The sequence below is a fragment of the Pseudoalteromonas sp. SG41-5 genome, from assembly GCF_014164495.1.
GTDB lineage: Bacteria > Pseudomonadota > Gammaproteobacteria > Enterobacterales > Alteromonadaceae > Pseudoalteromonas > Pseudoalteromonas rhizosphaerae.
Map to the genome: position 1 here is coordinate 1 of NZ_JACJFH010000039.1, position 24,967 is coordinate 24,967.

General features: G+C 38.6%; 15 protein-coding genes and 2 pseudogenes. 7 read left to right on the top strand and 10 right to left on the bottom strand.

The annotated features are described in order from the left end of the window. From H5232_RS11850 to H5232_RS11865, 4 genes and pseudogenes are all read right to left on the bottom strand, one after another. A pseudogene (locus H5232_RS11850) lies at positions 1–385 on the bottom strand (helix-turn-helix domain-containing protein); the annotation flags it as partial. Positions 386–690: 305 nt separating this feature from the next. Beyond that, on the bottom strand, positions 691–3,438 hold the full coding sequence (locus H5232_RS11855; RefSeq protein WP_182718402.1) for a TonB-dependent siderophore receptor: 2,748 nt from the start codon (positions 3,436–3,438) through the stop codon (positions 691–693). A 499-nt stretch (positions 3,439–3,937) separates the two neighbouring features. Beyond that, positions 3,938–6,811 (bottom strand): TonB-dependent receptor domain-containing protein, encoded by a 2,874-nt coding sequence (locus H5232_RS11860; RefSeq protein WP_182718403.1) that lies wholly within the window; start codon positions 6,809–6,811, stop codon positions 3,938–3,940. Between the two features lie 276 nt (positions 6,812–7,087). Further along, positions 7,088–9,478, bottom strand: a complete 2,391-nt coding sequence (locus H5232_RS11865) for a DNA polymerase II (protein ID WP_182830931.1) — start codon at positions 9,476–9,478, stop codon at positions 7,088–7,090. Positions 9,479–9,538: 60 nt separating this feature from the next. On the opposite strand from H5232_RS11865, the gene dinG reads away from it, so the two are divergent. The 6 genes and pseudogenes from dinG to H5232_RS11895 all read left to right on the top strand — a co-directional run bounded on the left by dinG (position 9,539) and on the right by H5232_RS11895 (position 14,388). Next, positions 9,539–11,614: an ATP-dependent DNA helicase DinG gene (gene dinG / locus H5232_RS11870; RefSeq protein ID WP_182739955.1), complete on the top strand. Its 2,076-nt coding sequence runs from the start codon at positions 9,539–9,541 to the stop codon at positions 11,612–11,614. Next, positions 11,614–12,390 (top strand): TSUP family transporter, encoded by a 777-nt coding sequence (locus H5232_RS11875; protein ID WP_182718406.1) that lies wholly within the window; start codon positions 11,614–11,616, stop codon positions 12,388–12,390. Before dinG ends, H5232_RS11875 begins: the two co-directional genes overlap by 1 nt. A 1-nt stretch (position 12,391) precedes the next feature. Next, the gene (locus H5232_RS11880) at positions 12,392–13,012 is read left to right on the top strand and encodes a primosomal replication protein (RefSeq protein ID WP_182718407.1); all 621 of its coding nucleotides are present in this window, start codon (positions 12,392–12,394) and stop codon (positions 13,010–13,012) included. Between the two features lie 2 nt (positions 13,013–13,014). After that, positions 13,015–13,917 (top strand): annotated as a pseudogene (locus tag H5232_RS11885) (histone deacetylase). Between the two features lie 38 nt (positions 13,918–13,955). Next, a complete protein-coding gene (locus H5232_RS11890; RefSeq protein ID WP_182718409.1) occupies positions 13,956–14,228 on the top strand; it encodes a late competence development ComFB family protein in 273 nt (90 codons plus the stop codon). Next, the gene (locus H5232_RS11895; protein WP_182718410.1) at positions 14,221–14,388 is read left to right on the top strand and encodes a DUF2496 domain-containing protein; all 168 of its coding nucleotides are present in this window, start codon (positions 14,221–14,223) and stop codon (positions 14,386–14,388) included. Before H5232_RS11890 ends, H5232_RS11895 begins: the two co-directional genes overlap by 8 nt. Positions 14,389–14,420: 32 nt before the next feature. On the opposite strand, the gene H5232_RS11900 is transcribed toward H5232_RS11895, so the two are convergent. Together H5232_RS11900 and H5232_RS11905 are read right to left on the bottom strand one after the other, a co-directional pair. Further along, positions 14,421–15,455 carry an isoaspartyl peptidase/L-asparaginase family protein gene (locus H5232_RS11900; protein ID WP_182798198.1) on the bottom strand — a complete coding sequence of 345 codons (1,035 nt, stop codon included), beginning with the start codon at positions 15,453–15,455 and terminating at the stop codon, positions 14,421–14,423. Between the two features lie 123 nt (positions 15,456–15,578). Then, positions 15,579–16,283, bottom strand: coding sequence for a SapC family protein (locus tag H5232_RS11905; protein ID WP_145240973.1), 705 nt, complete (start codon positions 16,281–16,283; stop codon positions 15,579–15,581). A 362-nt stretch (positions 16,284–16,645) separates the two neighbouring features. Between H5232_RS11905 and H5232_RS11910 the strand changes: the two genes are divergently transcribed. Then, positions 16,646–17,326 (top strand): DUF6445 family protein, encoded by a 681-nt coding sequence (locus tag H5232_RS11910; protein WP_182830932.1) that lies wholly within the window; start codon positions 16,646–16,648, stop codon positions 17,324–17,326. Between the two features lie 2 nt (positions 17,327–17,328). Here H5232_RS11910 and H5232_RS11915 read toward each other — a convergent pair whose 3' ends face one another. The 4 genes from H5232_RS11915 to zwf form a co-directional block, all read right to left on the bottom strand. Next, positions 17,329–18,885 carry a tryptophan halogenase family protein gene (locus tag H5232_RS11915; RefSeq protein ID WP_182718413.1) on the bottom strand — a complete coding sequence of 519 codons (1,557 nt, stop codon included), beginning with the start codon at positions 18,883–18,885 and terminating at the stop codon, positions 17,329–17,331. A gap of 57 nt (positions 18,886–18,942) precedes the next feature. After that, positions 18,943–21,564 (bottom strand): TonB-dependent receptor, encoded by a 2,622-nt coding sequence (locus H5232_RS11920; protein WP_182794602.1) that lies wholly within the window; start codon positions 21,562–21,564, stop codon positions 18,943–18,945. A 1,023-nt stretch (positions 21,565–22,587) separates the two neighbouring features. After that, positions 22,588–23,298, bottom strand: a complete 711-nt coding sequence (pgl, locus tag H5232_RS11925) for a 6-phosphogluconolactonase (protein ID WP_182830933.1) — start codon at positions 23,296–23,298, stop codon at positions 22,588–22,590. 2 nt (positions 23,299–23,300) lie between these two features. Continuing rightward, positions 23,301–24,773 (bottom strand): glucose-6-phosphate dehydrogenase, encoded by a 1,473-nt coding sequence (gene zwf, locus H5232_RS11930; protein WP_182830934.1) that lies wholly within the window; start codon positions 24,771–24,773, stop codon positions 23,301–23,303. Between the last annotated feature and the right edge of the window lie 194 nt (positions 24,774–24,967).

Consider the following 24,967-nt stretch of genomic DNA (forward strand, 5'->3'; position numbering starts at 1 on the left):
TGAGCAGTTTGTAAATATGATCGGTGTGATACCTTACATTGAACTGGTCATAAATATACTGAGCAATATCTTCCCCCATTAGTCTGCCTCCTTCTGAAGAACTTGCTGACTGTTTTACATAATCTGACAGTGTGTTTAGTTGTTGTAAGGTTAATTTAACTGGACGACCTTTAATCGGTTTGTTGTTCAAGCCAGTAACGCCATTATTAAGGTCGTTTGAAACCCATTTATTGGCACTGCCGCGCGCTGTATTTAGGCGCTTAGCAATATTCGTTCTGTTTTCACCCTCAAAGAATAATGAAACAGCAAGCAGGCGTATTCGCTTTCTTGCATTCGGCTCTTTACGTGATAAAGCTAAAAGTTGCTTGGATTTTTCTAAGTTCAATTTAGTAAAAGTAGATAAGTATCAGTGTGCTAATTAGATCACATAATTTGGCAGATTGGTATTATGCCATTAAAGGGAAAGCACGTTGATATACCATTAGTATCGTAACAAACTACTAACCTAGTCATATCTGTTGCTTGTTTAGTTAAATTATCGAAGATTAGAAGTGGCAATTAGTTCTTTTTATTAACCGATATTAAGATAATGCTTGAAAATAAAACGTCAATTTTTGATAAAAAAATACCTGCAGATTAAAATTAGCAGGTATTTCATATGGCTAGTTACTTGTTAGCAATATTTAGTTGTTAAAACTTGAATGTTGCTTTTAAGTAGTATTCACGACCGGTCAAACGATGAACACGAATAAGTGCACCGTTATCGCCGTTACTTACATATGGCGGCTCTTTATCAGAGATATTATTGATACCTAAACTAAGAGTTAAATGCTCAAAATTATAGTAACCATTGATGTCATTATACGCTACCGTACCTACACGGTCAGATAAAACACCATTTGGCTCAGCATAGTCATCTACAGCACTTTGATATTGGATGGTATGAGTAAGACCCCAATCACCTTGTGAGTAGTTTGTTCTAAAGTTAGCACGAAGTTTATTAAACGCACCACGTCCACCGTTTGCAACATCAGCACCGTATCCACCAAGAAGTTCTGTTGTTTCCAAACCTTCAGCTTCATTGTGATCTAATTCAAGAACATAAGTACCATTTAAGTTAAACTTCAACTCACCACCTAATACATCTAGGCCGTATTTTAAGTCAAAGTCTATACCACTTGAATTAAAAATACCTAAGTTCTGAGTCGATAATTCAACACCACTTAAACTACCTTGCGAATCACGACGAGGACCACCTACTGTACCATAAGCAACTGGGCCTTTAATTTGAGCACATAATGGTGAAGAAAAGTCTTTACTATTATAACATTCATTACTAATAGTACCGATTGAAAGCTCACCTATAATATCTGTAATTTCAATATCATAATAATCTAGCGCTACACTGAAACCTTCGATAAACTCTGGAGCCCATACAACGCCTAAATTTTTACTTTCCGATTGCTCAGGACCAATATCAGGATTACCACCTACCCAAGAGCCAGACTGTTGGTTAGGTTGTGCCCAATCACCTGGTAGACCATCTGCAGCACAGTTAGCCTTAAGTTCAGCGCTTGCATCAGGATTAGAACCATATTTAATACATGGATCAGTATAAGTTTCAGCTGAATTAGCACGAGGTGCAAATAAAGTACTCACGCCAGGTGTTCTGAAGCCCTCTGATAAATTAGCGCGAACTAATAAATCTGAATATGGGCGCCATTCAATAGCAAACTTAGTAGTAACTTCAGCGTCATCAATTAAGCTTACATCAGTGCGACGTGCAGCTGCTGTAAAATCTAAACGCTCAGCAAACGGTAAGTCAGCTAAAATAGGCACATTAATCTCAGCATAAAATGATTCAGTTGTATAACCGCCATCAGTTCCGTCTGGTGCTACACCATAAATTGCCCCAAGACCAGCCGCACCGTCCGGTAACGATGTATAATGAGTCGTTAAATGTTCATACCCCGTTGCCCAAGCAATAGTACCGGCTGGTAATTCAAAGCTTGTTTCACCAGCAATATTGAACTGTAATTGTGTATCTTCTGCTTTACTTGTTGAGCTCATTGGAACAATAATCCAATCTCTCATATCATTTGTTAGAGAGTCTTTTTGGAACGGGTCCCATACTCCCGGACAAGCTGCATTAGCAGAACATAATTCTGGATCTACCAATGTATTAGCACGTTCTTGGTGAATACGCCCACCGATTTCTTCAGTTCTACGGCGGCTATTGAACGAATAGCTTGTGTCCCAATACCAACCATTGCTAAATTCACCTTCAAAACCAGTAGTAATTAAATATTCAGTAATAGAAAATTCAGAAGTACGTCCTTCAGATTCTGTTAAACGTCGTTGAGCAAATACCTTTTCACCAAATGTATTCCCTGGATTTGTTTCAGGAACAGGCATGCTCCAGAAAGTGCCGACAGGTGCCAAACGGGTTTTATTCACACGATGTGTAAATGATGCTTCAGATACAAATGTTACAGTAGAAAAACCACTATCGATAAGTTCGTAATTAGCGGAACCGAAAAGATTATATTTTTCAAGTGGTTGATAAATGATACTAGTATCAGCATAGTTATAACGATCAGCACTTTCTATTGCTCGAGGTTTACCATCCGCGCCTTTAACAAAGGTTTTACCGACAATACCTGGAATAGAGAATGAAGCTGGTGAGGTTGTTGCAGAGCCACCAGCACATACCACTTTGCCCTCAACGCTACCATCTGCATTTTCTTTTGTTATATCTTCTGCGCGCACACAACTTGCCCAATCACGGTCTTCACCATAAATTGCATCACGTTGTTCATAACCTGCTGAGAATACAATATTCCCTTTATCAGTTTCAACACCGGTAATGAACGAGATATTAGACGTTTTGCCGTCATTTTCACTCGTCTGTTGATGGCGGAATTCTATTTCAGCACCAGAGTAATCATTGTTTGTAACAAAGTTAACTACACCAGCAATTGCATCAGAGCCATAAATTGTTGATGCTCCATCGCGTAAAACATCAACTCTCGCTACTGCCGCCATTGGAATAATAGAAATGTCACCACTGAAACGACGACCATTTAAAAGAACAAGCGTACGACTCGCACCTAAACCCCTTAGGTTCATTGTTACGCTACCATTACCACCGTTATTAACGTTACTACCGTATGAACCACCACTAATAATTGGTAATTGTTGTACAAATTGCTCAAGGGTAGGAGCACCCGTAGCTTTAATGTCATCTAATGAATAAGTAGTAACAGGTACTGACGTTTCCATATCTGTGCGACTAATACGTGACCCTGTCACTTGAATTCTTTCAACTTTATCAGCGCCCTCTTCAGCAGCAATCGAGCTTGCTGAAAACGCAGCGGTTGAAGCCGCACCAAAAGCGATCGCTAAGCGAACAGCCTTTGAAACTTTATTATTTAACATTTGATTCTCCCTGGGTCATATTTATATATGATTTTATTAGTTTTAATTGCTAGAAATTGAGTACTTAAGTGCCAATATATGACACTAAGTACCTAATTGAGCAATGCGATACTAATATTAGAGATGACCAAAGGTCAACAGTTATTTAACCTGAAAATCAATAGTTTTACAGATAAAGAACAAATAAATTCAAGAAAGTTACATTATAACCAATTGTTTTATCTAGAAATAAAGCTTTTATTTATGCTTATAAGGTGATTTCCTTTAAAAAAATAACCATGTAAAAAACCAGTTCTAACTCAATAATTTATAACAAAATCAATAAAAAGTTATGCAATAGGTTGCTTAGTAATGATATCAAAAGCGTTTATGGTGCCTCTAATACTTTCTGAGTTAGTGTTTTGTATCGCGAAAAATTAAATCTATCCTCTACATTACGTAAAAAAAGCCCTAATAGATCGGGCTTTTGTTAACTTTAATTTAATGATTTATAAACCCATTAAAACTTCAAATTTACACTCATGTGGATAAAGCGACCCAATGTATCGTAAAATCCAGCAACTGTGTTTGCATTTGAAGCAATAGTATTACCCACCATTGGAGGTTCTTTATCGAAGATATTATTCATACCACCAGTAAACGTTACATGTTCGTTAATAGAGTAACTACCAGATAAGTCGATAAAACTATAAGAACCTATACCACCGTTTTCAATTAATGAGGCATCTGCTGTTCCATCGTAGTCAATACCACCATAGTAACGCCATTTAGCTCCTACACGCCAGTCATCACGGATGTAATTAACGTTAGCAGTATGACGCCATTTAGGCGAAGCAAAACAGTCTGTATTAATATTACCGGCACAGTCATAAGCTAAGGTTGAATCACCTAAGATAGGTTCAACTTCTTTCTTCATGCTGTAGTAACCGTTAATGTCAAACTTCAAGCTTGCATTTTCTAGATCCATTGAGTAGGCAGCTGTAGCATCAATCCCTTCCCACGTTCTACCACCAATATTATCACTTAGGTTTGTTACAAAACCTGCTTGACCTAACCAAAGGCTACCAGATGGACTACGAGTAATGTTATTACAGAAAAATTCATCACCAGTTTCAGCACAGTTGTTTAATATACGCTCTGCGCCTACTGTACCAATAACCTTTTCGATTTCAATTTTGAAGTAATCAACAGAGAAGTTAAAGTTTTCAAAAGGAGAAGCAACTAAACCAATTGTAAGCGTTTCACCTTCTTCTGGTTGAAGTGCTGGGTTACCACCAGATAGCTGGTTATATTGTCCTGCAGGTGACTCACCAATACTTCCGTATTGTGAATCATTCACGCCAGCATTAGCACATTGGCTTGCTGAGTACGCTGGTCTGTCAGCTGCATCGGCTGCTGTAGGATCACCAGCACAACCGTCTGCACCACTCCAAAGGCCAATACTTTGAGCAGCAAATAACTCACCTACGTTAGGAGCACGTACAACTTTCGCAAAGCTAGTTCTAAATTTGTATGTGTCTGCAAGAGTGTAGTCAACACCAATTGAGTAAGTAGTATCTGAACCAGTTGTTGAATAATCAGACCAACGAGCTGCTGCTGAAACATTTAATTCATCTAAGACTGGGATTTGTAACTCACCGTAAACTTCGTTCACGTCAATTGCACCGTATAGGCTTGGTGAAGGTCCACCTTGACCTAATAACTGACCTTCTTCGTAAACTGTGTCTGATACACGTTCGTAATCTTGTTCACGACGCTCAACACCAAATACAGCGCCTATAGGAAGAGATGCCGTAGGAAGAGTCCAATCAAACTCACCACTAATATAACCACTGTAAATAACTTGAGTTACTAGACCCGTTTGAGTACCTACACCTGCAAGTTGAGCTGCTTGCTCTGGTGTTACACCACCAAGTTCAAATACGTTGTAGTATAAACAACCATCTGCCTCATCACATTCAGTCCCTACAGCACCAACGCGAGGAGCTATTTTCGGTGAAAGCAAGTCATTTTTGTAAACAGAGCTTGAAGTCGTTGCAGAGTAGTTGTAACTAACATCGTATGACCAGTTATCGCTCAGTTCACCTTCCATACCCGTTAGTATTCTGTATGACGAATGCTCTAAGTTATCTGAACGAGGGCCACCTTCTACATTACGTTTACCAATGTATGCAACAAATTGATCAGTTCCATCTTGACTGAATAAGCCTTGAAGCTGCTGCTTTTGAGCATCAGATAATAAAGGGTTATTGTAATCAAATAAAATCTCTTCATTATAGAACGTACCAGATTCAGCAATCTGACCTGCTGTTCTATTATGCATGAAAGAGAACTCTAAATATGGACGGAAAGTTTCATTGATTTCATAATCAATGAAAGTACCTAGAGTAAAACGCTCATTTGGTCTTAAAAAGTGATTAACTGGAGCATAGTTGTAACGATAACCATCGTCCTCTCTAAAACCTGTACCATTTGGATCTAGGTAACCGTAAAAATTTTGTTTGTAATCAACTTCACCATCAACCACGGGGTAGATATCAAAAAATGGGTTTGGAGTTGTACCAGAACCACCACAAGATTGACCCGCGCCATTTAGTGCACAAGATGAATAATCTCGAGAGCCCTGTAACAGTTCAGTTTGACGGTTGTAAGTTACATAACCTACAGCGTGACCTTTGCTGCCATCGAATCCACCACCAACAGTAAAATCTATGCTGTAAGACTTACCATCGATACCTGTACTACCTGTATCGTATTCAAAGCCTTTCTCATCCATCAAACCTTGAATGTATTTGTTATCATTATTGTGTTGATAACCAGAAGTACCTACGTTAAGAGAAATACCTTCGAACTGATCATCCATTACAAAGTTAACAACACCAGCAACAGCATCAGCACCGTAAACAGCAGCTGCACCACCAGTTAAAACATCTACTCGCTTAATCAGTGATGAAGGAATTTGATTTATATCAGCAACTTGAGATGTGATACTACCAGCTTGCATTCTTCGGCCGTTAATCAAAACTAAAGTTCTGTTTGAACCTAGACCACGTAAATCTACTGTTGCAGTACCTGTTGCGCCATTCGCTAAAAATGAACTTTCTGCAGCTTCAATTTGTGGCAACTGATTCAAGATATCTTCAACACGAGTGAAACCGCTTAGTTTAATCTCTTCTGCAGTCATTACAGTAACTGGGCTAGATGTCTCTAAATCTGTCCGCTTAATGCGAGAACCTGTTACTTGAATACGTTCAACTTTTTCAACGCCATCTTTTTCTTCTGCAGCAAATGAGCTGGCAGAAAACGCAGCTGTTGACACTGCACCAAAAGCGATCGCTAAGCGAACTGCCTTTGAAACTTTATTATTTAACATTTGATTCTCCCTGGACCACTATATTGTGGATTATTTTTATTTAGCTTTTGTAAACTATCGCAACAATTATGTTGCAAACGCATCACGATACTAAACAAAAAAAACCAATATGCCAACATTTGTTCACATTAATTTAATTTAATCGGCATAAAAACCCAGACAATGCAATAAAACGGTACAAAAACGATTAAAATAGCAACAATATATTTTAATAACACTTTCAAAAGTACACTTTTTAGCAACAAAAAAATTAACAATACCGATATTTGGAACTATTTAAATAAGTTGTAATTGTGCTTTATTGGGCGAATTGAAATCTTTATTCAAGGGAAGAAGGATCATTTGTGCGATTGGTTTGAGTTGTTTTTCGACATAAATTGCATAGTCATATTTTTGACTTGTCTGGGTTTGCTGCACGTTTGCATAGAGCTCTGCACCAACATGAGTGTATACATATTCAACAATTTGGCCTTTATTAATAACAAATTCAGGGTGAGTTGCTTGGTGTTTTTTGACAGCTTGGACTTGAGGTGGGATATTTTTTTGATAATCAGCCAAGTGTTGGCCGAGTTTTTTTCTGTATACGAGTTTGTCGTCAAATTCCCCAGCATACAAACGGATAATGTAACTTTCAATAATCGGTGTTAACATTTCAACAGTAAAACTGTCGCTGAATAAAGTTTCAAACAGTTCGGTTTGAAACTCATGCGCTAATTCTGTCCAGTCGCTTCGCACGGTTTCCATACCTTTGAAAATTAGCTCTTTTTTATCTTCGCATTGTACCTGGCCAACATAACGTTTTTTTGAACCGGTGGTTTTGCCACGGATAGTCGGCATAAAGAATGGGCTATAAAGTGTTTCGAATTCTATTTCTAAATAACTTTGTGTCGCAAAGCGCTGTTTTATTGTTTGCTGCCATTTTTCATTAATAGTATTAGCTAATTGCTTGCCAATTTCTTTGCAGTTATCTGAATCAAGTTGATCTGGTAGGCTCACAAATGTTGAATCGGTATCACCATAAATAACAGTATAACCAAGCTCTTCGATCCACAATCTGCTGGTTTGCATTATTTCATGACCACGCAAAGTAATAGAGCTTGATAAGCGTGGATCGTAAAAACGACACCCCTTTGAGCCTAACACGCCGTATAAACTATTCATGATGATTTTTATAGCTTGCGACAGCATGGGCTGAGCAGTATTTTTTGCGTGTTGCCTTGATGAGGCTAACTTTTTTATTAAATTAGGAAGGTGATGCTCAGTGCGAGAAAAAAAAGCGTCTTTAAAACCTGCAATCGCGTTATCAGGCTCCTCTAAGCCGCGAATTAACCCAAGCGGATCAATACAAAACGTTTGCATAATCGATGGATACAAGCTTTTAAAATCCAACACGATAACATTTTTATAAAGCCCAGGAATTGACTCCATCACAAAACCGCCTGGGCTTTCAAATGATAAGCCATGATCGCCTAGATTCGGTGCAACATAACCGCTTCGATGCAATAACGGTAAATATAAGTTAGTAAAAGCAGCCACTGAGCCACCCATTCGTTCTAACTCTAATCCTGTTAACTGCGTGCGAACAATAGCAAATTCAATGAGTTTTAACTTTGCAAAGATACGATTAACTAACACACAATCTTGACGATTATACGCCGCTAGCGAGAGCTTATCTTCATTATATTGACGAATAATTTCACTCAAGCGGTTATCGCTTTGGATTAACTTTTTCTCGCCTAGTATTTTATGGCTCACATTAGCCAGTGAGAAACTATCAAAATGATAAGTAGCATTTTTTAGCGTATCTATGCCATCGATAACACAGCGCCCAGGCAGAGTTAAACGGGTAAAGTGTCCTTCTCTGATCTGTAATTGACCATTACCTCGACCCAATAATAATTTAACGCCAAGGGCATCCGCGCGTCGATTAAGTACATTAAAATCAAATTCAATGACGTTCCAACCAATAATAATGTCAGGATCTGCTTGTTGTACCAGCTGCTGTAATTGAGTCAGCAAATCAATTTCATCATGGCACCAATGAATAGTCTGTTCACTCTGTTGTGGCTCGCCAACCATAATAACGCAATCAATCCCCTCACCTACTAAACCAACTGAAAACAACACGCCTTCACCACTGCACTCAATATCCAATGACAGCGTTTTAAAACGTGGTTTATACGAATCAGCTGCTTTTAGCTGGGCATTGTCGATTTGGATAAAGCCAGCTTGTTGAGTAACGTCGCCTGTCACCCACACCCCACCTCGAATAAAACGCTCCATTAAAAAGCGATCGCTGTGGCGTACATCACCTTCATATACTGTGATCTGGTTTTCTAGGGGTTGGTTTTCTAAAAGCTGCCTTGCTTGATATAACGCTTGTGAGCTTGAAAAATAGCAAGCGATGCATTGTTCGCCACTAAAGTGTTTAATCGCAACGTCTTTAAATTCGACATTGATATTGTGCTTTGATAACAACTGAGCAGCTAAAGCACGTTGTTTTATTAAAATAAAAAATACCGCTTGTTGATTTGGCACTAACACTTTTATCGGACCATGATCAGAGCTTAGCCAATAGCACAGTGTGATCCCACTATGGCGGCTATACTTATCAGCAGAATATTGTTGCCTAGAAAGTATAAAGCCTTGATAGATTGCTTGTGTCAATGTTCGATCCCAATTAATATACAGCACTGTGATTATATACATACTTTAGGTTATTGACCCATGCTTTCTGATGCATTAAAAACGACGATAAGAAAAATTCACAAGCATGTGGCCGATAACCTCAGTGATTATCGCCCTCGCAGTAGCCAAAATTACTTAGTAGCCGAAATTGCAAAAACACTGGCGGGCGAGTACCACAAAAAACAGCGGATCTGCGTTATTGAAGCTGGTACTGGTACGGGTAAATCGCTGGCTTATTGTTTAGGTGCATTACCGCTGGCGCTTGCACAAAAAAAGAAGTTAATTATTTCTACTGCAACGGTAGCCCTTCAAGAGCAATTAATAAGTAAAGAACTCCCCTTTTTTAAAAAACATTCAGGCCTTGATTTCAAGTTTGATTTAGTCAAAGGCCGCCAGCGCTACCTATGTGCACACAAGCTACATAATGCGGTTAATGGTGACAATCAAACACAAATGGACTTTATGCCCACCCTTACTTCGCCACTGAGTGCGATGGAAACTAAATGTTTGCAGCAACTCTATGATACTTACACCAATAAAAAGTGGCAAGGCGATCGAGACAGCTGGGCAGATACTATCCCTGATCGCGTTTGGGGATTAATTGCTTGCGATAAACATGCTTGTCAACGACAAATGAAAGCACATCAAACCTGCCCTTTTCAACTTGCTCGTCAACGCTTGATGCAAATGGATGTATTAGTGATTAACCATTCATTATTATTAGCTGATCTTGATTTAGGTGGCGGGAAAATTTTGCCCGAGCCAGATAATAGTATTTACGTTATTGATGAAGCTCATCATCTTGCTCATATTACGCGTGACTTTTCATCTGCCGCAGCGACGATTAAAGGCACCATTGATTGGCTTGATAAACTCACTAAATTTAGTGGCAAAATGGCCAAAGTATTAGTAGGTCAAAAAGCCATTGGGCAAAATTTTAAGCTCTGTGACAGTATTAATGATGCCAATAAAGACTTAAAAGTTGTTCGCGATATTTTGGATAATGCCGATTTTAACTATTCAAAAGACGATACATACCGATTTGAACATGGTGAAATACCTGAATCGTTACACGCTAAAGCCAAAGATATCAGCGAGGCGACCCTCGATGCTCTGCGCTGCTTAAATAAAATGCACGATACCTTAGTACAAGATGTCAGTGATGGTGATATCAAACCCTATGTTGCCGATCCTATTTTAGGCGAAAGCGGTCATTACATTAATCGTTTAGAGCAACTAAACAAACTTTGGTATAGCTACGCCACCAAGGGTGAAGGCACACCACATGCACGTTGGATAAAGCGTTTAGAATACAAAAACCATCACGACCATCTACTCAGCGATTGCCCTATTGAAGTTGGCTACTATTTAAAAGATAAACTGTGGCGACAATGTGCCGGTGCGGTTTTATGCTCAGCGACCCTGACTGCACTTGGTTCATTCGATCATTTTGCTTACGAAAGCGGTCTTACAAAAGAAGAAGGTGTAAAATACTTAAAAGTACCTTCTCCGTTTGATTATCCTAATCAGGCCACTTTGCACATACCAACATCACACATCGAGCCGACCGATAAAGAATTTAGTGATCATCTGGCCAAAGTATTGCCGGATCACTTAAATGCACAACATGCTAATTTAGTGTTGTTTGCGTCTTACTGGCAAATGGATCATGTAGTAAAAGCCTTGCGCGCTAAAAACCTCGACATTTTAGTACAAGGTGAAATGTCGCGTGAAGCACTATTAAAGCAACATACAAAGAATATAGATGCGGGCAAAGGCAGTATTTTATTTGGCACACAAAGCTTATCCGAAGGACTCGACTTACCGGGTAAATACCTTGAGAACTTAGTGATCACTAAAATTCCATTCGCGGTACCCACCTCACCCATTGAAGAGGCACAAGCAGAGTTTGTACAAAGTAAAGGGGGTAATCCGTTTTTATCTATCACGGTGCCTGATGCGGCTAAGAAATTAGTGCAAAGCTGTGGTAGACTGCTGCGTAAAGAGAACGATCAAGGGCGCATTACAATCCTAGATCGCCGTTTAGTGACCAAGCGATATGGCAAAGCCATGCTTGACACATTACCACCCTTTAAAAGACAAATAGATTATTAATGTTTGAACTTGCACTAGACCCAACAACCTGGGCACTTCTTTGCGCAGTGGCACTTGCCGCAGGCTTTATAGACGCAATAGCCGGTGGTGGTGGCATGTTAACCGTGCCAGCACTTTTAACAGCAGGATTGCCGCCCCATTTAACACTTGGCACTAACAAATTAGCTGCTAGCTTTGGCTCACTCACCGCAAGTGTTACTTACTTCCGTAAGCAATTATTTAATCCTCAATTTTGGGCAGCGTCAATTATAGCAACCGCCATTGGCGCTTTACTTGGTACCCTTATTGTTGACTACCTGAGTATTGAATTTTTAAACAAACTACTGCCTATTGTTATCATTATGGTAGCCTGCTACAGCTTATTTGGCAGTTTAAGTACGGTAGAACATGATCAATTACCACCATTGAACAAAACAACTAAAATAAAACAATGGCTACAAGGCTTAAGCTTAGGCTTTTTTGATGGCTTGGCAGGCCCTGGGACCGGGACTTTTTGGACTGCATCAAATAGTTTACTCTACAAAATGAGTTTACTGCTAAACTGTGGTTTAGCCCGTTCAATGAATTTTGTGTCAAATTTTGTATCACTGATTACTTTTGTAGCGCTTGGTCATGTTAACTTTTTACTCGGCATCACAATGGGCTTCTTTTTGATGTTTGGAGCCTGGCTTGGAGCTCATTCAGCAATTCGGTTTGGCAGTAAGTTTATTCGTCCTGTTTTTAATACTGTGGTGATAATTTTAGCGTTAAAACTAATTTACGAGGCTTATTTATAAAATGCGAACAGCTTCTTTTGATAAGCTTTGCCAACAAGTTGCAACCTTAAAGCAGCATGCTGAGCAATTTGATAAAGCCAAGTTATTTGCTAAAAACCGCTATATGCAGGCACAACCCAGTTTATTTGACCGAGGTGTGTTTACTACTAAAAGCATGAAATTAGTTGATTATGTGTTAGAAATTGAAGATGAAGTTAATAGCCTTCCACCACTGGAGCGTCGCCATGCTCATAATTATGCTTTAGAGCGTATCGGTAATCAGGTGCAAGCCGTATTTAACGTCATTAAATCAACCCCTATTTGGGAAAAAGAAAACAAAAGCACTTACAAACCCCGTAGTAAAACCTATAATAAATCGGCACCTTACCAACAAGCTGTAAAACAAATTATGCAACCCGCCCATGAGCTATATGACGAACTCAAACAAAATCATGAGTTCGAGCGTCGCTTAGTGCTAATGGTTGAAGAATGTAAGCTAAGAATGCAAAATGTGGGTCCTGTAAAAGCAAAAGCCATTAATTTAGAGATCCTTGCTCTTCATGGCCGCCTTGGTCGCTGCCGTAAGGCAATATCTGCCACCGAAGAAAAAATTCAAATAGTTGAAAAACAACAATTACGCTAGCTATGACTGTTTTTTATCATCCACTATACTCTGCGCTTGAACTGCCTGTACGCCATCGTTTTCCAATCGCTAAATATAAATTGCTAAAACAAGAAATTGCAGAGCTTGGTTTTACTGACTTTATTAGCCCAAATAAAGCGACTAATGAACAGCTCCAGCTTTGCCACAGCCATGAGTATGTTGAACGCTTTATTAGCGGGCAGTTAACTGACAAAGAAATAAAGAAAATGGGTTTCCCATGGTCAAATCAACTGGTAGAGCGCACTTTATTTTCTGTTGGTGCAAGTATTCAAGCCGCTGAATACGCTTTAAAAACGCAGCTGGCGGTAAATCTCAGCGGCGGATATCATCATGCTTATAATGCTTACGGCAGTGGTTTTTGTATTTTCAACGACCTCGTGGTTGCCGCCGCTCACCTCATTAACACTGAGCAAGCATCAACGGTGCTGATTTTTGATTGTGATGTACACCAAGGTGATGGCACAGCCGAAATTTGTGGCTCTCTTGATGGAGTGATTAGCTGTTCGATTCATTGTCAGCAAAACTTTCCACGTTTAAAGCAGCATTCTGATTATGATTTCTCACTCAACACTGGCTGCAGCGATAATGAATATTAAAAAACAGTCGCTAATGCCTTGGCTTTTTGTATCCGTCTTCATCAGCCTGATATTATTTTATATAACGCCGGAGCTGATATTTGTAGCCAAGACGAATTAGGCTATTTTGATGTTAGTTTAGAGGGTGTATATCAACGCGATTCGCTGGTTCTAGCAACCTGCAAACAGCACTCAATTCCTTTAATGTGCGCGCTCGGTGGCGGTTATCAGCGAGATACACAAAAGTTAGTTGAAGTTCATAAGCTGCTTTTTCAAGCGATTGTCGATTTATACCCGCACTTGGTATAAACTAAAAACAGCTTAATACTACTAAGGTAGATAACACAGTGCGATTACATGACGACATACACAATTACTATGAAAAAATTATGATTGAAGAAATCATTAAACGACAACTTGAAAAGCAATATAGTGAAGACGTAATGGCTGATTTTTGCTGTACTGTACTAAACCAACTACCTGCCCGATACATTCGCTATGATGTAGATATGGAGTTTTACTTACCACACGTTGAACGCTCTCATATGGAGGAACGAGTAAATATTGCCATTGATGTTGCAATCAGCCAAATAGCGAAAAAAAAGGGCGGACATGAGTAAAGAGTTAACCCAAGCACCTACACACGTAAAATTAGCCGTAGACTTAATAATGCTGCTTGAACAACATGACGTTGCCGCTGATGATGTGCTCAAAGCACTTGAAATAATCAAAAGCGATTATGAAAAAAAACGCCTCAATACTAACATACAGCCAGCATAGTTTACTGGCTGTAGTACATTTACATAATCGTATTATTCGTCTTTAAAAATTGCCACATAGGTCGCTTGCGTATTTGATTTGCTGGCCCGATACATACCACTGGTATTAAACGGTAAGCTGATATTACCTTTGCTATCAACGATGATCACTCCTCCAGTACCGCCAATCGGCTTTAGCACACTATTAATCACTTCATCACCCGCTTGTGTAATAGTCTTACTTTGATATTTAACTCGTGCGCAAATATCAGCCGCGACATTATAACGAATGAAATACTCGCCGTGGCCAGTGGCAGATACCGCACATGACGCATTTTCAGCAAATGTACCAGCACCAATTACAGGGGCATCACCAATGCGACCAAAACGCTTTGCAGTCATCCCGCCCGTTGAAGTACCTGCCGCCAAGTTACCATTTTTATCAAGTGCAACAGCACCCACAGTGCCCATTTTATAATTGACGGGTAACGCCTGATGCGCAGCTTGATAATCTTTACTGGTAGCTTTGGCTTTATCTAGTTTTTCTTTTGCTTTTAATAACGCTTTATAACGGTTATCCGTATCGAATAGGTTATTTTCGACCAATGGAACGCCCTGCTCTTTGGCAAACTCTTCAGCACCTTGACCACTGAGCATCACATGAACCGATTCTTCCATCACCAGACGCGCTAAATTAATCGGATTTTCAATATGTTTAACACCCGCAACAGCGCCCGCTTGACGGTCACGACCATCCATAATTGACGCATCTAATTCATGACTGCCGTCATAGGTATATACCGCACCTCGACCAGCATTAAAGTATGGCGAGTTTTCTAATACATTGATTGCAGCGGTTACTGCATCTAGGCTTTCGCCACCTTGCTCAAGTACTTTATAGCCAGTTTCTACCGCCTCTTTGAGTTTAGAGCGATAAGCTTGTTCTTGCTCTGGAGTAAAACGACTTTTTTCAATCGTGCCTGCCCCACCGTGAATAGCGATAGCCAAAGGTGCACTAGCGCTTATGGCTAATGGGCTAAACGTTATACAGCACGCACTAACTAAAGCGCTAAAAAGTGACTTGTTCATACAGGTAGCTTGTGTTGGAAATAAGTATAACCAATGTGAATAAATTGGCGTTAAATTACAACCCTAACCAGATAAAAAACATAAAAAAAGCGCCCAAAGGCGCTTTTTAATATTTCGTTTAAATTACGCTTGTTGCGCTTTCAAACGAGCTAAACGTGCTACTTGATGCGTAGACGTTAAGAAAGAGAAAATAGGCGCTAAATAACCACGCTTACGAAGCTCTAAAAAGTCTTCGTCACTTAACTCGTTAAGCTTTTTCTCATCAATAAGGTAAATACCATTGATGTCTTTTTTCTCGCCTTTAATATCAACTGTTAGTGTTTGCGCTACTAAAAGCTCTTTATCAGCAAGATATTTTGTGAATGCTTCAGTTACATGAGAAAACTCAATAAATGATACAAGTGCTTCTTTACGACGTTTTAAGTAATCTGTCTCTTCACCGTTTTCAAATAATGCATTTCCTTCAGTTTCACCCACTAATGGGCTTGCTTCGTCAATCACAATACCGTATTGATCTTCTTGTGGGTGTTTAACTAGACCCAGTGGGTAGCGTGTTGTTGCCATAGGAGCAAACGCTGCAGTCCACTTACCGTCTTTTACAAAAAGGTTTTCGCCAGGCTCTAAACCAAACATAGCTACAGCTTGAAATTGACCAGTCTCGTTATTTTTTACGAAAGACATTGGAAACTCATTTGCTACACGCGCGAACTCATGTGCAACTACAGGCACTAAGTGTTGAGTTTTTAAAAATTCTACATTGATGCCGTTTTGAATTTTAGTGTTGGCATGCTTTTCATTGTGTAAAGGCTGTACTTGTTGCTCCGCCATGTTACTGCTCCGTTATTAATAAGTTTATATTTTTGCTGTTAGTACCCTAAGGCTAAAGGTTTTGCTACAAAAATGGAAGTGAAATGTTTGTTGCAATTTGCAGTTATCATATGATTTTAAACATAAGAAGCTTAATGTAGCTATCTTTAGGAAGCTGTCAGACAAGTTACTTTAAACTACAAGAAAAAAAATATAGAATTAGACGGCATCCAAATACTAATGCATATACCGAATTAAGTTTTTCTTAACTTATGGGTAGTAATTTGTAATCGAAGAAAAGTGCCTTTTAGTGGCCTAATCAAACTGAATCATATCTAACTTAAATATGGTGTGTTTCCATCAATTAATCGAGGCTTTACTTTTTGAATATCCGGCTTGAAAAGACTAAAGTAGGAAACAATCCATATGCTATTATTGACCTACCTGATGAAGACTGTGAACTCTGGAAAAAGAGTGCAAGCTTTTATAAAGGTGACTGGATCAAAGCACTAAATTATTATCCAGGAATTTGGTCAAGAGTAACACCTCAATATTTCACCTTCATTGAAAGTATATTACCAAAAATAGTCAATCACTTTAATTTAGAAGGTTCTAAAATTGAATCTTTAAATTCAAATTATGCGATTGCTCAAACACCCAGTGAAGAATTATCGCAATTACAAAAAATCCCTCATTATGATGGAACCAAGAACAACCAACTAGCTATAGTGCACTACTTATGTGGTGAAGAGTTTGGTGGCACAGGTTTGTTTTCACACAGAAAAACAAACCTTGAAAGAATTAATCTTGAAACAGAGGAAAACTTTAATCAAACAGCAAAAGAAGAAGCTCTTCAAGCTAAGTTAAATGGCTATATTGATAAAGATAATGAGTATTATGAGCTAATAGCATATTGTAAAGCTAAGCCTTCTAGACTATTCATATACCCAGGTAATGTACTACACTCAGCGATTATTCCATCGCAATGTAAACTAAATAATGAAATAGCAAAAGGCCGCCTAACAATTACTTCCTTTATCTCGTTTGATAATAATATTACTTAGATTTATATTTTCCCTAAACCATGCAGTTTAATCTTAATGAGTAAATCTCTTTGCCCCTGTAAGCTCTTCATTGCTAATATACTTGCCTGTTGTATTTTACTGATATGAGCTGTCGCTGAGCTTAAACTTGGATACCTCTGCGAGATTGCATTTCTATCAATCTCAAAATCCATACCATACATTACGTATAAGTAATTCTCGAGCTTAAAAAGGTCTGTCGTACGTTCAAAATCAAACTGACTAGGAATATGGGTATGCCAATACTTTAGTTTTTGTAAAAGGCCATCAGGAATATTTGCTTCATCACGATTATCAAGCCAAAATTGCGTATCATCACGTTTTGAAATGCAATAATGTAGTTTTATAAAATCAATAATATTTTCCCAAATTGCACCTACTTGCTGGTTATAATCTTTGGCAATATTTTGCATCTCATTAAAATTAATTGGTAGCTTCGTTGCTAATATTTTTGCTGTCATATCAAAAACAAGTAGCCCGGTTGCCTCAAGCGGTTCAACAAACCCTTGAGATAATCCAATTGAAACACAATTCTTCAACCACGGCTCTTTTTGATACCCAGTTTGCATAGGTATTTTGCGCGCATTAACAGGCTCTTTACCTAGGTACTTTGCTAGTTCTTTATAAGCGCTTTCTTCATTTATATGATTACTAGAATAAACTAAACCAACCCCTCTTCTTGTAGTTAAACCTATATCCCAAATCCACCCAGCCTTTTTCGCATGTGCGACAGTATAAGGTTTAATAATTTTTTCGTGTTCTCCATAAGGAACTTGTATTGCAAGTGCGGTATCGCATAATAAAACATCTGATTTATCTACAAATGAGCCATTAAGTGTTTTCTTTATTAACTTTCCTTCAAAGCCACTACAATCAACAAATAAGTCACCACTAACCACGCCCTCATTTAACAGCTCTAACTCACAAATATAACCATCAGATGAGAGCTTTACGTTAGACACATGGGCATGAGTATGTTTAACAGCTAAATTATTAATCGCATTTTCTTTTAGTAGCTCTGTAAATTTACTTGCATCTAAGTGATATGCATAATTAACAATACCACCATATTCTGGAATTTGAATATTTTTAGGGGCTAAATTTGCTTCACATATGTCATGCTGTATTGATACGCAGGAAGCATAATGATCAGGACATATATCTTTATTCTGCAGCCAAAATGCATTTATTGAATCATTCCCTAAATGTGGGTATTCAAATAGATGATGGTAGAAATTATTGGGTTTTTCTGAGGGATTATAAGTCCAATCGACAAACTTGATACTTTGTTTAAATGTTGCATCGCATTGCACTAATAGTTGAGTTTCTGAAATCCCAAAACTTTTGAGTGTTTCTCTTATTACTGGCACTGTACCTTCACCCACACCAATTGTCGCTACATCCGGTGAGTCAATTAATTTTACTGAAAGGTTACCTGCTGCTATGCTTTCTTTATAGTGAGATGCAATATGGTTTGCAGTAAGCCAACCTGCTGTACCCCCACCTAAAATGACGATATCCCTTATGTTTTTTTTATTCATAGTATTCTCACAAAAAAGCCCCGAAAACGGGGCTTAATTATATATCTTAATCTTAATTTAGAAGCGGAAATCTACACCAATTGCATAAGTAGCTTCACCTTGGTAAGACCAAGCTGGATAGCCATCTTTAAGTGAAATTTTAGTTGCTTCGTTATCTGCATCTGCTGCAGCGTATTGAATGCTATCTTCTTCAAGTAAGTTTGTAGCAGCAAAACGCAATGTGAAGTTTTCAGTTAAATTATAACTTGCTGTTAAATCAAGTGTACCAAAATCATCGTGCCAGCGGTTTCCATAAAAGCCTGTTTCACGGATCATATACTCTGAACGCCAATTGTAAGCTAGACGTACAGAAACTTCATCATTCTCATAATAGCCGACTGCGTTAACTGTATGCTCTGAACTATCAGTGAAAACATCAATGCCATCAGAGAAATTATCCGGATCGGCAGAACTATCAGCGAAGGTATAGTTAAACATGGTTCCGAAGCCACCTGCTAACGCATGTTGAATTTGGAACTCAACCCCTGCAATTTCGCCACCATCACCGTCTACTTGTGTGTTCACGGTCCAATCATCACATTTACAAACGGGGTCTGTAATGCCAATTTTTTGGTTACGTAATGTCTCAGACGTAGTGAAGTTACTAACATCTTTATAAAAAGCAGTAACTGCAACTAAGTTAGAGTCACCATAGTAATATTCAAAACCAATATCAGCCTGAGTTGCCTTAAACGGGCTAAGTGAAGGGCTTCCTTTTGTAACCGACTGATTACCTAACTGTGTATCGCCATAACCTGCTAACGATTGCGATGCAAACATATCTGAATAGTTTGGACGAGAGATAACTTGCGCAATAGAGAAACGTAAAATAGTATCTTGATTTATATCATATGCTAAGTTAAAACTTGGTAAAAGTTCACTGTAATGACCTTGGTCTGTGTCGATTGTTGAGCTTAGGCCATTATTTTGCGCAATCCCATTTGGGTCAACAAAAGTTGGATCTGGTGCATAAAAATCTGACTCCGCATATGTTGATACATAGCGCACACCAAAGTTACCGCGATAGGCTTCACCGGAAAAATTTGCCATTACATATACTGAAAGGTTTTCCTCTTCAACAGTACCAAAGCCAGAACGGTCTTCATACCAGTTTTGAACAGCCGCTAAGCCATTCGCTTTCATCGCGTTAATATTTGGTAGTGGAATTGTTAAATCTTGCATACCAGCAGTATCTGTACCACTCCAGTATTGCAAAGGATCAACGCTAACGTGTGCACCTTGTGCTGCTCGCAAAGATTCTCTTGTTACTTCATGGTTAGACCAACGAACACCTGTTTTAACGCTGGTAATGAAATCGCTATCCAGCATCAAAGTTAAATCAGTTTGAAAGTATGTCTCTTTATCCTCATTTGGCGCAATTTGTGTTGCCCACTCTTGAAGACCTCTACCCGCCCATACTGTACCAATGTCATTTTCATTCCAACCATTCACAGCAATATCAATATCTGTATATTCACCAGTTGCATCAATTGTACCGTAAACATCTTCTGGAGAGCCGATAAAAGCAGCATGATTAAGAGTTAAATCAGTACCACCTTCAGCTTTAGTTGTGCCTATTTGTGTTTCAAGTTTAAAATTATCGCTAACGTAATCAAACGATAAATCGATTGTTTCTGAATTCATTGATGCAAAACGAGCGAATGTTTGCAAGAACGTTTGTCCAGCTGGATTAGCTGCATTTGTTTCACGGACTAAACATGCACCGGCATCGTTAAATTGTGAGCAACTATCAGTATTAGAGAAGACAAAAAGACTGTTGTTATTATTATCTGCACTTAAGTCTAAATTCATATAATGTAGAGCGAAGCTCATATTATCTGTAGGTGAATATTGAGCTGTAAAATCTACTGCAGTACGCTCACGATTTTGCTCAAAATAGTTAGCAGACTCTGCACCTGCCCATGCGTAAGATGCTTCATTACCACGGCGCACATATGTTGTATCTTCCCATGCAACAGCGGCAAGAACACCAAATGTTTCTTCATCATTTTTCCAGCTGTAGAGGCCTGAAATTGCAGGATCTGTTTCGCTAGAAGCCGTTGAATATGTGCCCTCAGCTGAAATAAATGCAGTGCCAGAATCTAGATCCAGTGGTTTACGAGTAATAACATCAACCGAACCACCAACACCACCTTCAAGTAAATCTGCTTGAGAAGATTTATATACTTTAATTTCAGAAATCATCTGTGGTGGTAAAAGTGTGTAATTAAAGCTACGGTCAATTGCTTGTTGGTCATACCAACCTGTAGAAGCAACATTTTGACCATTTAATGTAGTCAACGTTAGTTGATTAGATGCGCCACGGATAGAAACTTGCTGCCCTTGACCAAACTGGCGATTAACTGCAACACCAGGAATACGACCTAAAGCTTCACCTACATCACTATCTGGAAACTTGCCAATATCCTCTGCTGATACAGCATCTACAACGCCATCAGCAAACCGTTTAGTATTGATTGATGCCTCTAAAGAGCGACGAATACCACGTACTTCAATGACTTCTACGTCTTCTTGAACTTTTACTTCGTCAGCTGCATAAACAGCACCAGTGAATCCGGCACTCATTACAAGACCGATATTTACTGCTAATAAGCTTTTTTTAAAATTTTTAGCTAACACAGGATTCCCCTTGAATCATTTTGTTGGTTTTATTTATCACTTCTGCCCAGTGGTGATGACAGCGTTGTCATCTAGTAACAAACCATACACTCTAAATTACATTTGTGCTACATCTTTTTAGCCGTTTTGTGCAAAAAAATAGCTATAAAAATACTAACCAATTGAATATTAATAGATTAAAAAAATAGAGTTTATAAATTGTTACAGTTTTACGGCGGGAATATAGCATGGTTAAGTTCAAAAACAGAAAACCAAATGCACTGTTTTAGGTAATTTTATGATTTTAGATAAGTCTTAGTGTAAAAAAAACGTTCCACTTCAACTATACAGAAATGACATTTCGCTTATTTGCTGATAAAGATATAACTTTAGCTGGATGAACAAAAACACATCTTTTCACATTAATATTGCAGAAAAATTAGGGCAAATAATTTATCAAGGGGAATTTATTAATAGTTATCAATATCAATGACAGCGTTGTCATTTTGTATTTTAAAGAGTTACGCTATTAATGTCTACCTTTATTTTCCCCCATAGCCTACCCTTTTCATTGAAAATTTTAGAGAGCTATAGGAACCGTGAAAATTACTCATATAATTGTTCTATATGGATAATTTTTAATGTAGTTAGTGAAGTTTTTTAAACCACTAAGATACTCATGTTTTTAATAAAGTAGGCATAAGTAGGCATAAGTAGCCACATTTCAACAAACAACTAGTTAACTCACACTATTTGTAAGGCTTGTTATTTAGTGAAGATAAGTCACTTACAGATAGATCACATTACGCTCCAAACTTAATAATTGCCGGGCGTTATATAATACCAATCAACTTAAATATTTAACCATTCTAGCGAAGCTATAAATGGTCAGTAACTTAACACGATTGTATAACTGTTGTTTTCGATAAAAATAAATAAGCGAAAATAATAAAGATCTTGCAAGTGCGATACAGATAAATTTAGAAGAGAAACAAAAATGCAGGCTTATAGCCTGCATTTTAAAGTTTGGGTCGATTGGGGTCGTTACGGAGCCCAATAAACTTCAATATTTATTGTTGGGTGATTTAAAACTGCACGTAGTGGCATGTCGTTTTCATCTCCACCGGCTTTTGCTGCTTTATATACAGCAAGCTTTTCTTCTCCACTGATCAGTAACTTAACCACTTTAGACTGCGCAATCGCTGATAAAGTTAACGTCATACGTTCGGTAATATTCCCTGTTACTTCACTTTCTATAGCATTAATTGCACATACCAATTGTGATGTTTCAAGCCCTTGCTGTAAACCGCCCGCATGTGGAAATAATGAAGCGGTATGACCATCCGGTCCCATGCCTAATATAGTTACATCAAATGGACGTTTCAGTTGTTGGTACGCAGCTTCACATTCTGCACTACCCTGTTGGGCAGTCTCGGCATTGTTTTTCATAGTAATGAAGTTAGCTGCCGCCCCATGATTTTGTAATAACGTGCTCTTAATAAACGCTTCATTACTTTTTTCATGTGCTGCATCAACCCAACGTTCATCAACCATAGCAACATCTATCTTTGCCCAATCTAATGCTAGATTAGATAAGTGCTTATAAGCGGGTGCAGGTGATGAACCACCTGATACCATCAGTACGGCACGGCCATCAGCTTCAATACCGTTGACTAAACTTTGTTCAAGTGTTGTAGATAACTCAGCGGTTAATGCATCTTTTGAATCAAAAAATTTCTCTACGATGGTTGCCATTGTTATGCCTTATCGCCAGTGTTAAACCAAACATGGTTATTTTCAGCTAATAGTTCATCAGAATTCTCATGACCCCAGCTACCAGCACGGTATAAAGCAGGCTTACCTTTTTCTTGCCAGCGCTCGATAATTGGGTCAATCCATTTCCAAGCTTGACGTACTTCATCACGATGAATAAACAGGGATGGATTATTTGCAGCTGCATCTAACATCAAGCGCTTGTACGCATCTGAATGGAAACCATTGCTATAAGCTTGCGATAGCTCAATGTTCATGGTTACCGGCTCTAATTGCATCTCTAAATTATCAAGACGCTTTGACATCAAGGTTAATTGAATTGTCTCTTCAGGCTGAAGGCGAATAACCAAACGGTTTGGTTCAATATTGCCAACATTATCACCATAAACATTGTGTGATACTTTTTTGTATTCAACGACAATTTCGGCACAACGTTTTGCCATACGTTTACCTGTACGAAGATAAAATGGCACGCCCGCCCAACGCCAGTTATCAATATGAGCACGAATAGCAACAAATGTTTCTGTTTTACTTGAACCTTCATTTAACTCTTCTAAGTAACCAGGGACAATTTTGCCATCCAAATCACCGGGTACATATTGACCACGAATGATGTTGTCATCTACATCCGTTGCAACAAGTGGGCGCAATGATTCTAATACTTTCAGCTTTTCGGTGCGGATGCTGTTTGCATTAAGTTTATTTGGTGATTCCATCGCGACTAAACATAACAATTGTAATAAATGGTTTTGCACCATGTCACGTAAAGCACCGGCTTTATCATAAAAACCAGCACGGCTTTCAAGGCCAACAGTTTCAGATAAGCTGATTTGAATATTATCGATTGATTTAGCATCCCACATATTTTCAAATAATGAATTTGAAAAACGCAGTGCCATTAAGTTTTGTACCGTTTCTTTACCTAAGTAATGATCAATACGGAAGATTTGCTCTTCGCTAAAGTATTCAGCAATTTTTGCATTGATCTCTTCTGCTGAATTACCGCAATAACCAATTGGTTTTTCAACAACGACACGTGATGTAGCAGTGATCAGACCTTTGCTAGACAGTATTTCACAGCAGCTACCATATACCGCAGGTGGAAGTGATAAATAGAACACCCGAGATTTGTCTGCATCGTGCTCATCTAGTATTGTTTTTAGTTTATCCCAATCATCGTCTGCTTCGGTTACATTCGTGACTACTGGCACCAAACACGCTGAAAAAGCTTTCCAATCTTTGGCATTAAACTCACCTTTACCTAAAAATTCTTTTAGCGCTTGATGAGCTGTTTCTATGTATTCCGCACGTTTACTTTCTTCACGAACCGTCGGTAAAATACGCGAACCTTGTGGAAGGTTGCCTTCTTGATATGCGCGATACATTGCAGGTAATAACTTGCGTAATGCAAGATCACCACCGCCCCCAAAAATTACAATATCAAAAGGATTTAACATAATTTACTCTCTACGTTTGCTATGCCCAGTTGTCAACTATCCACTATTGATAGTGCGGGCATACATTCTTGTTGTTTAGTTGATGTCAGCTTTTTGGCATCGTACTCGAGAAAAAGCCTGTTGAATTCGCTTGTTTTTATCGCTGAATATTGATTCAGCTGTATTCATTTCAAACTGGTAATTAAATGAGTCTT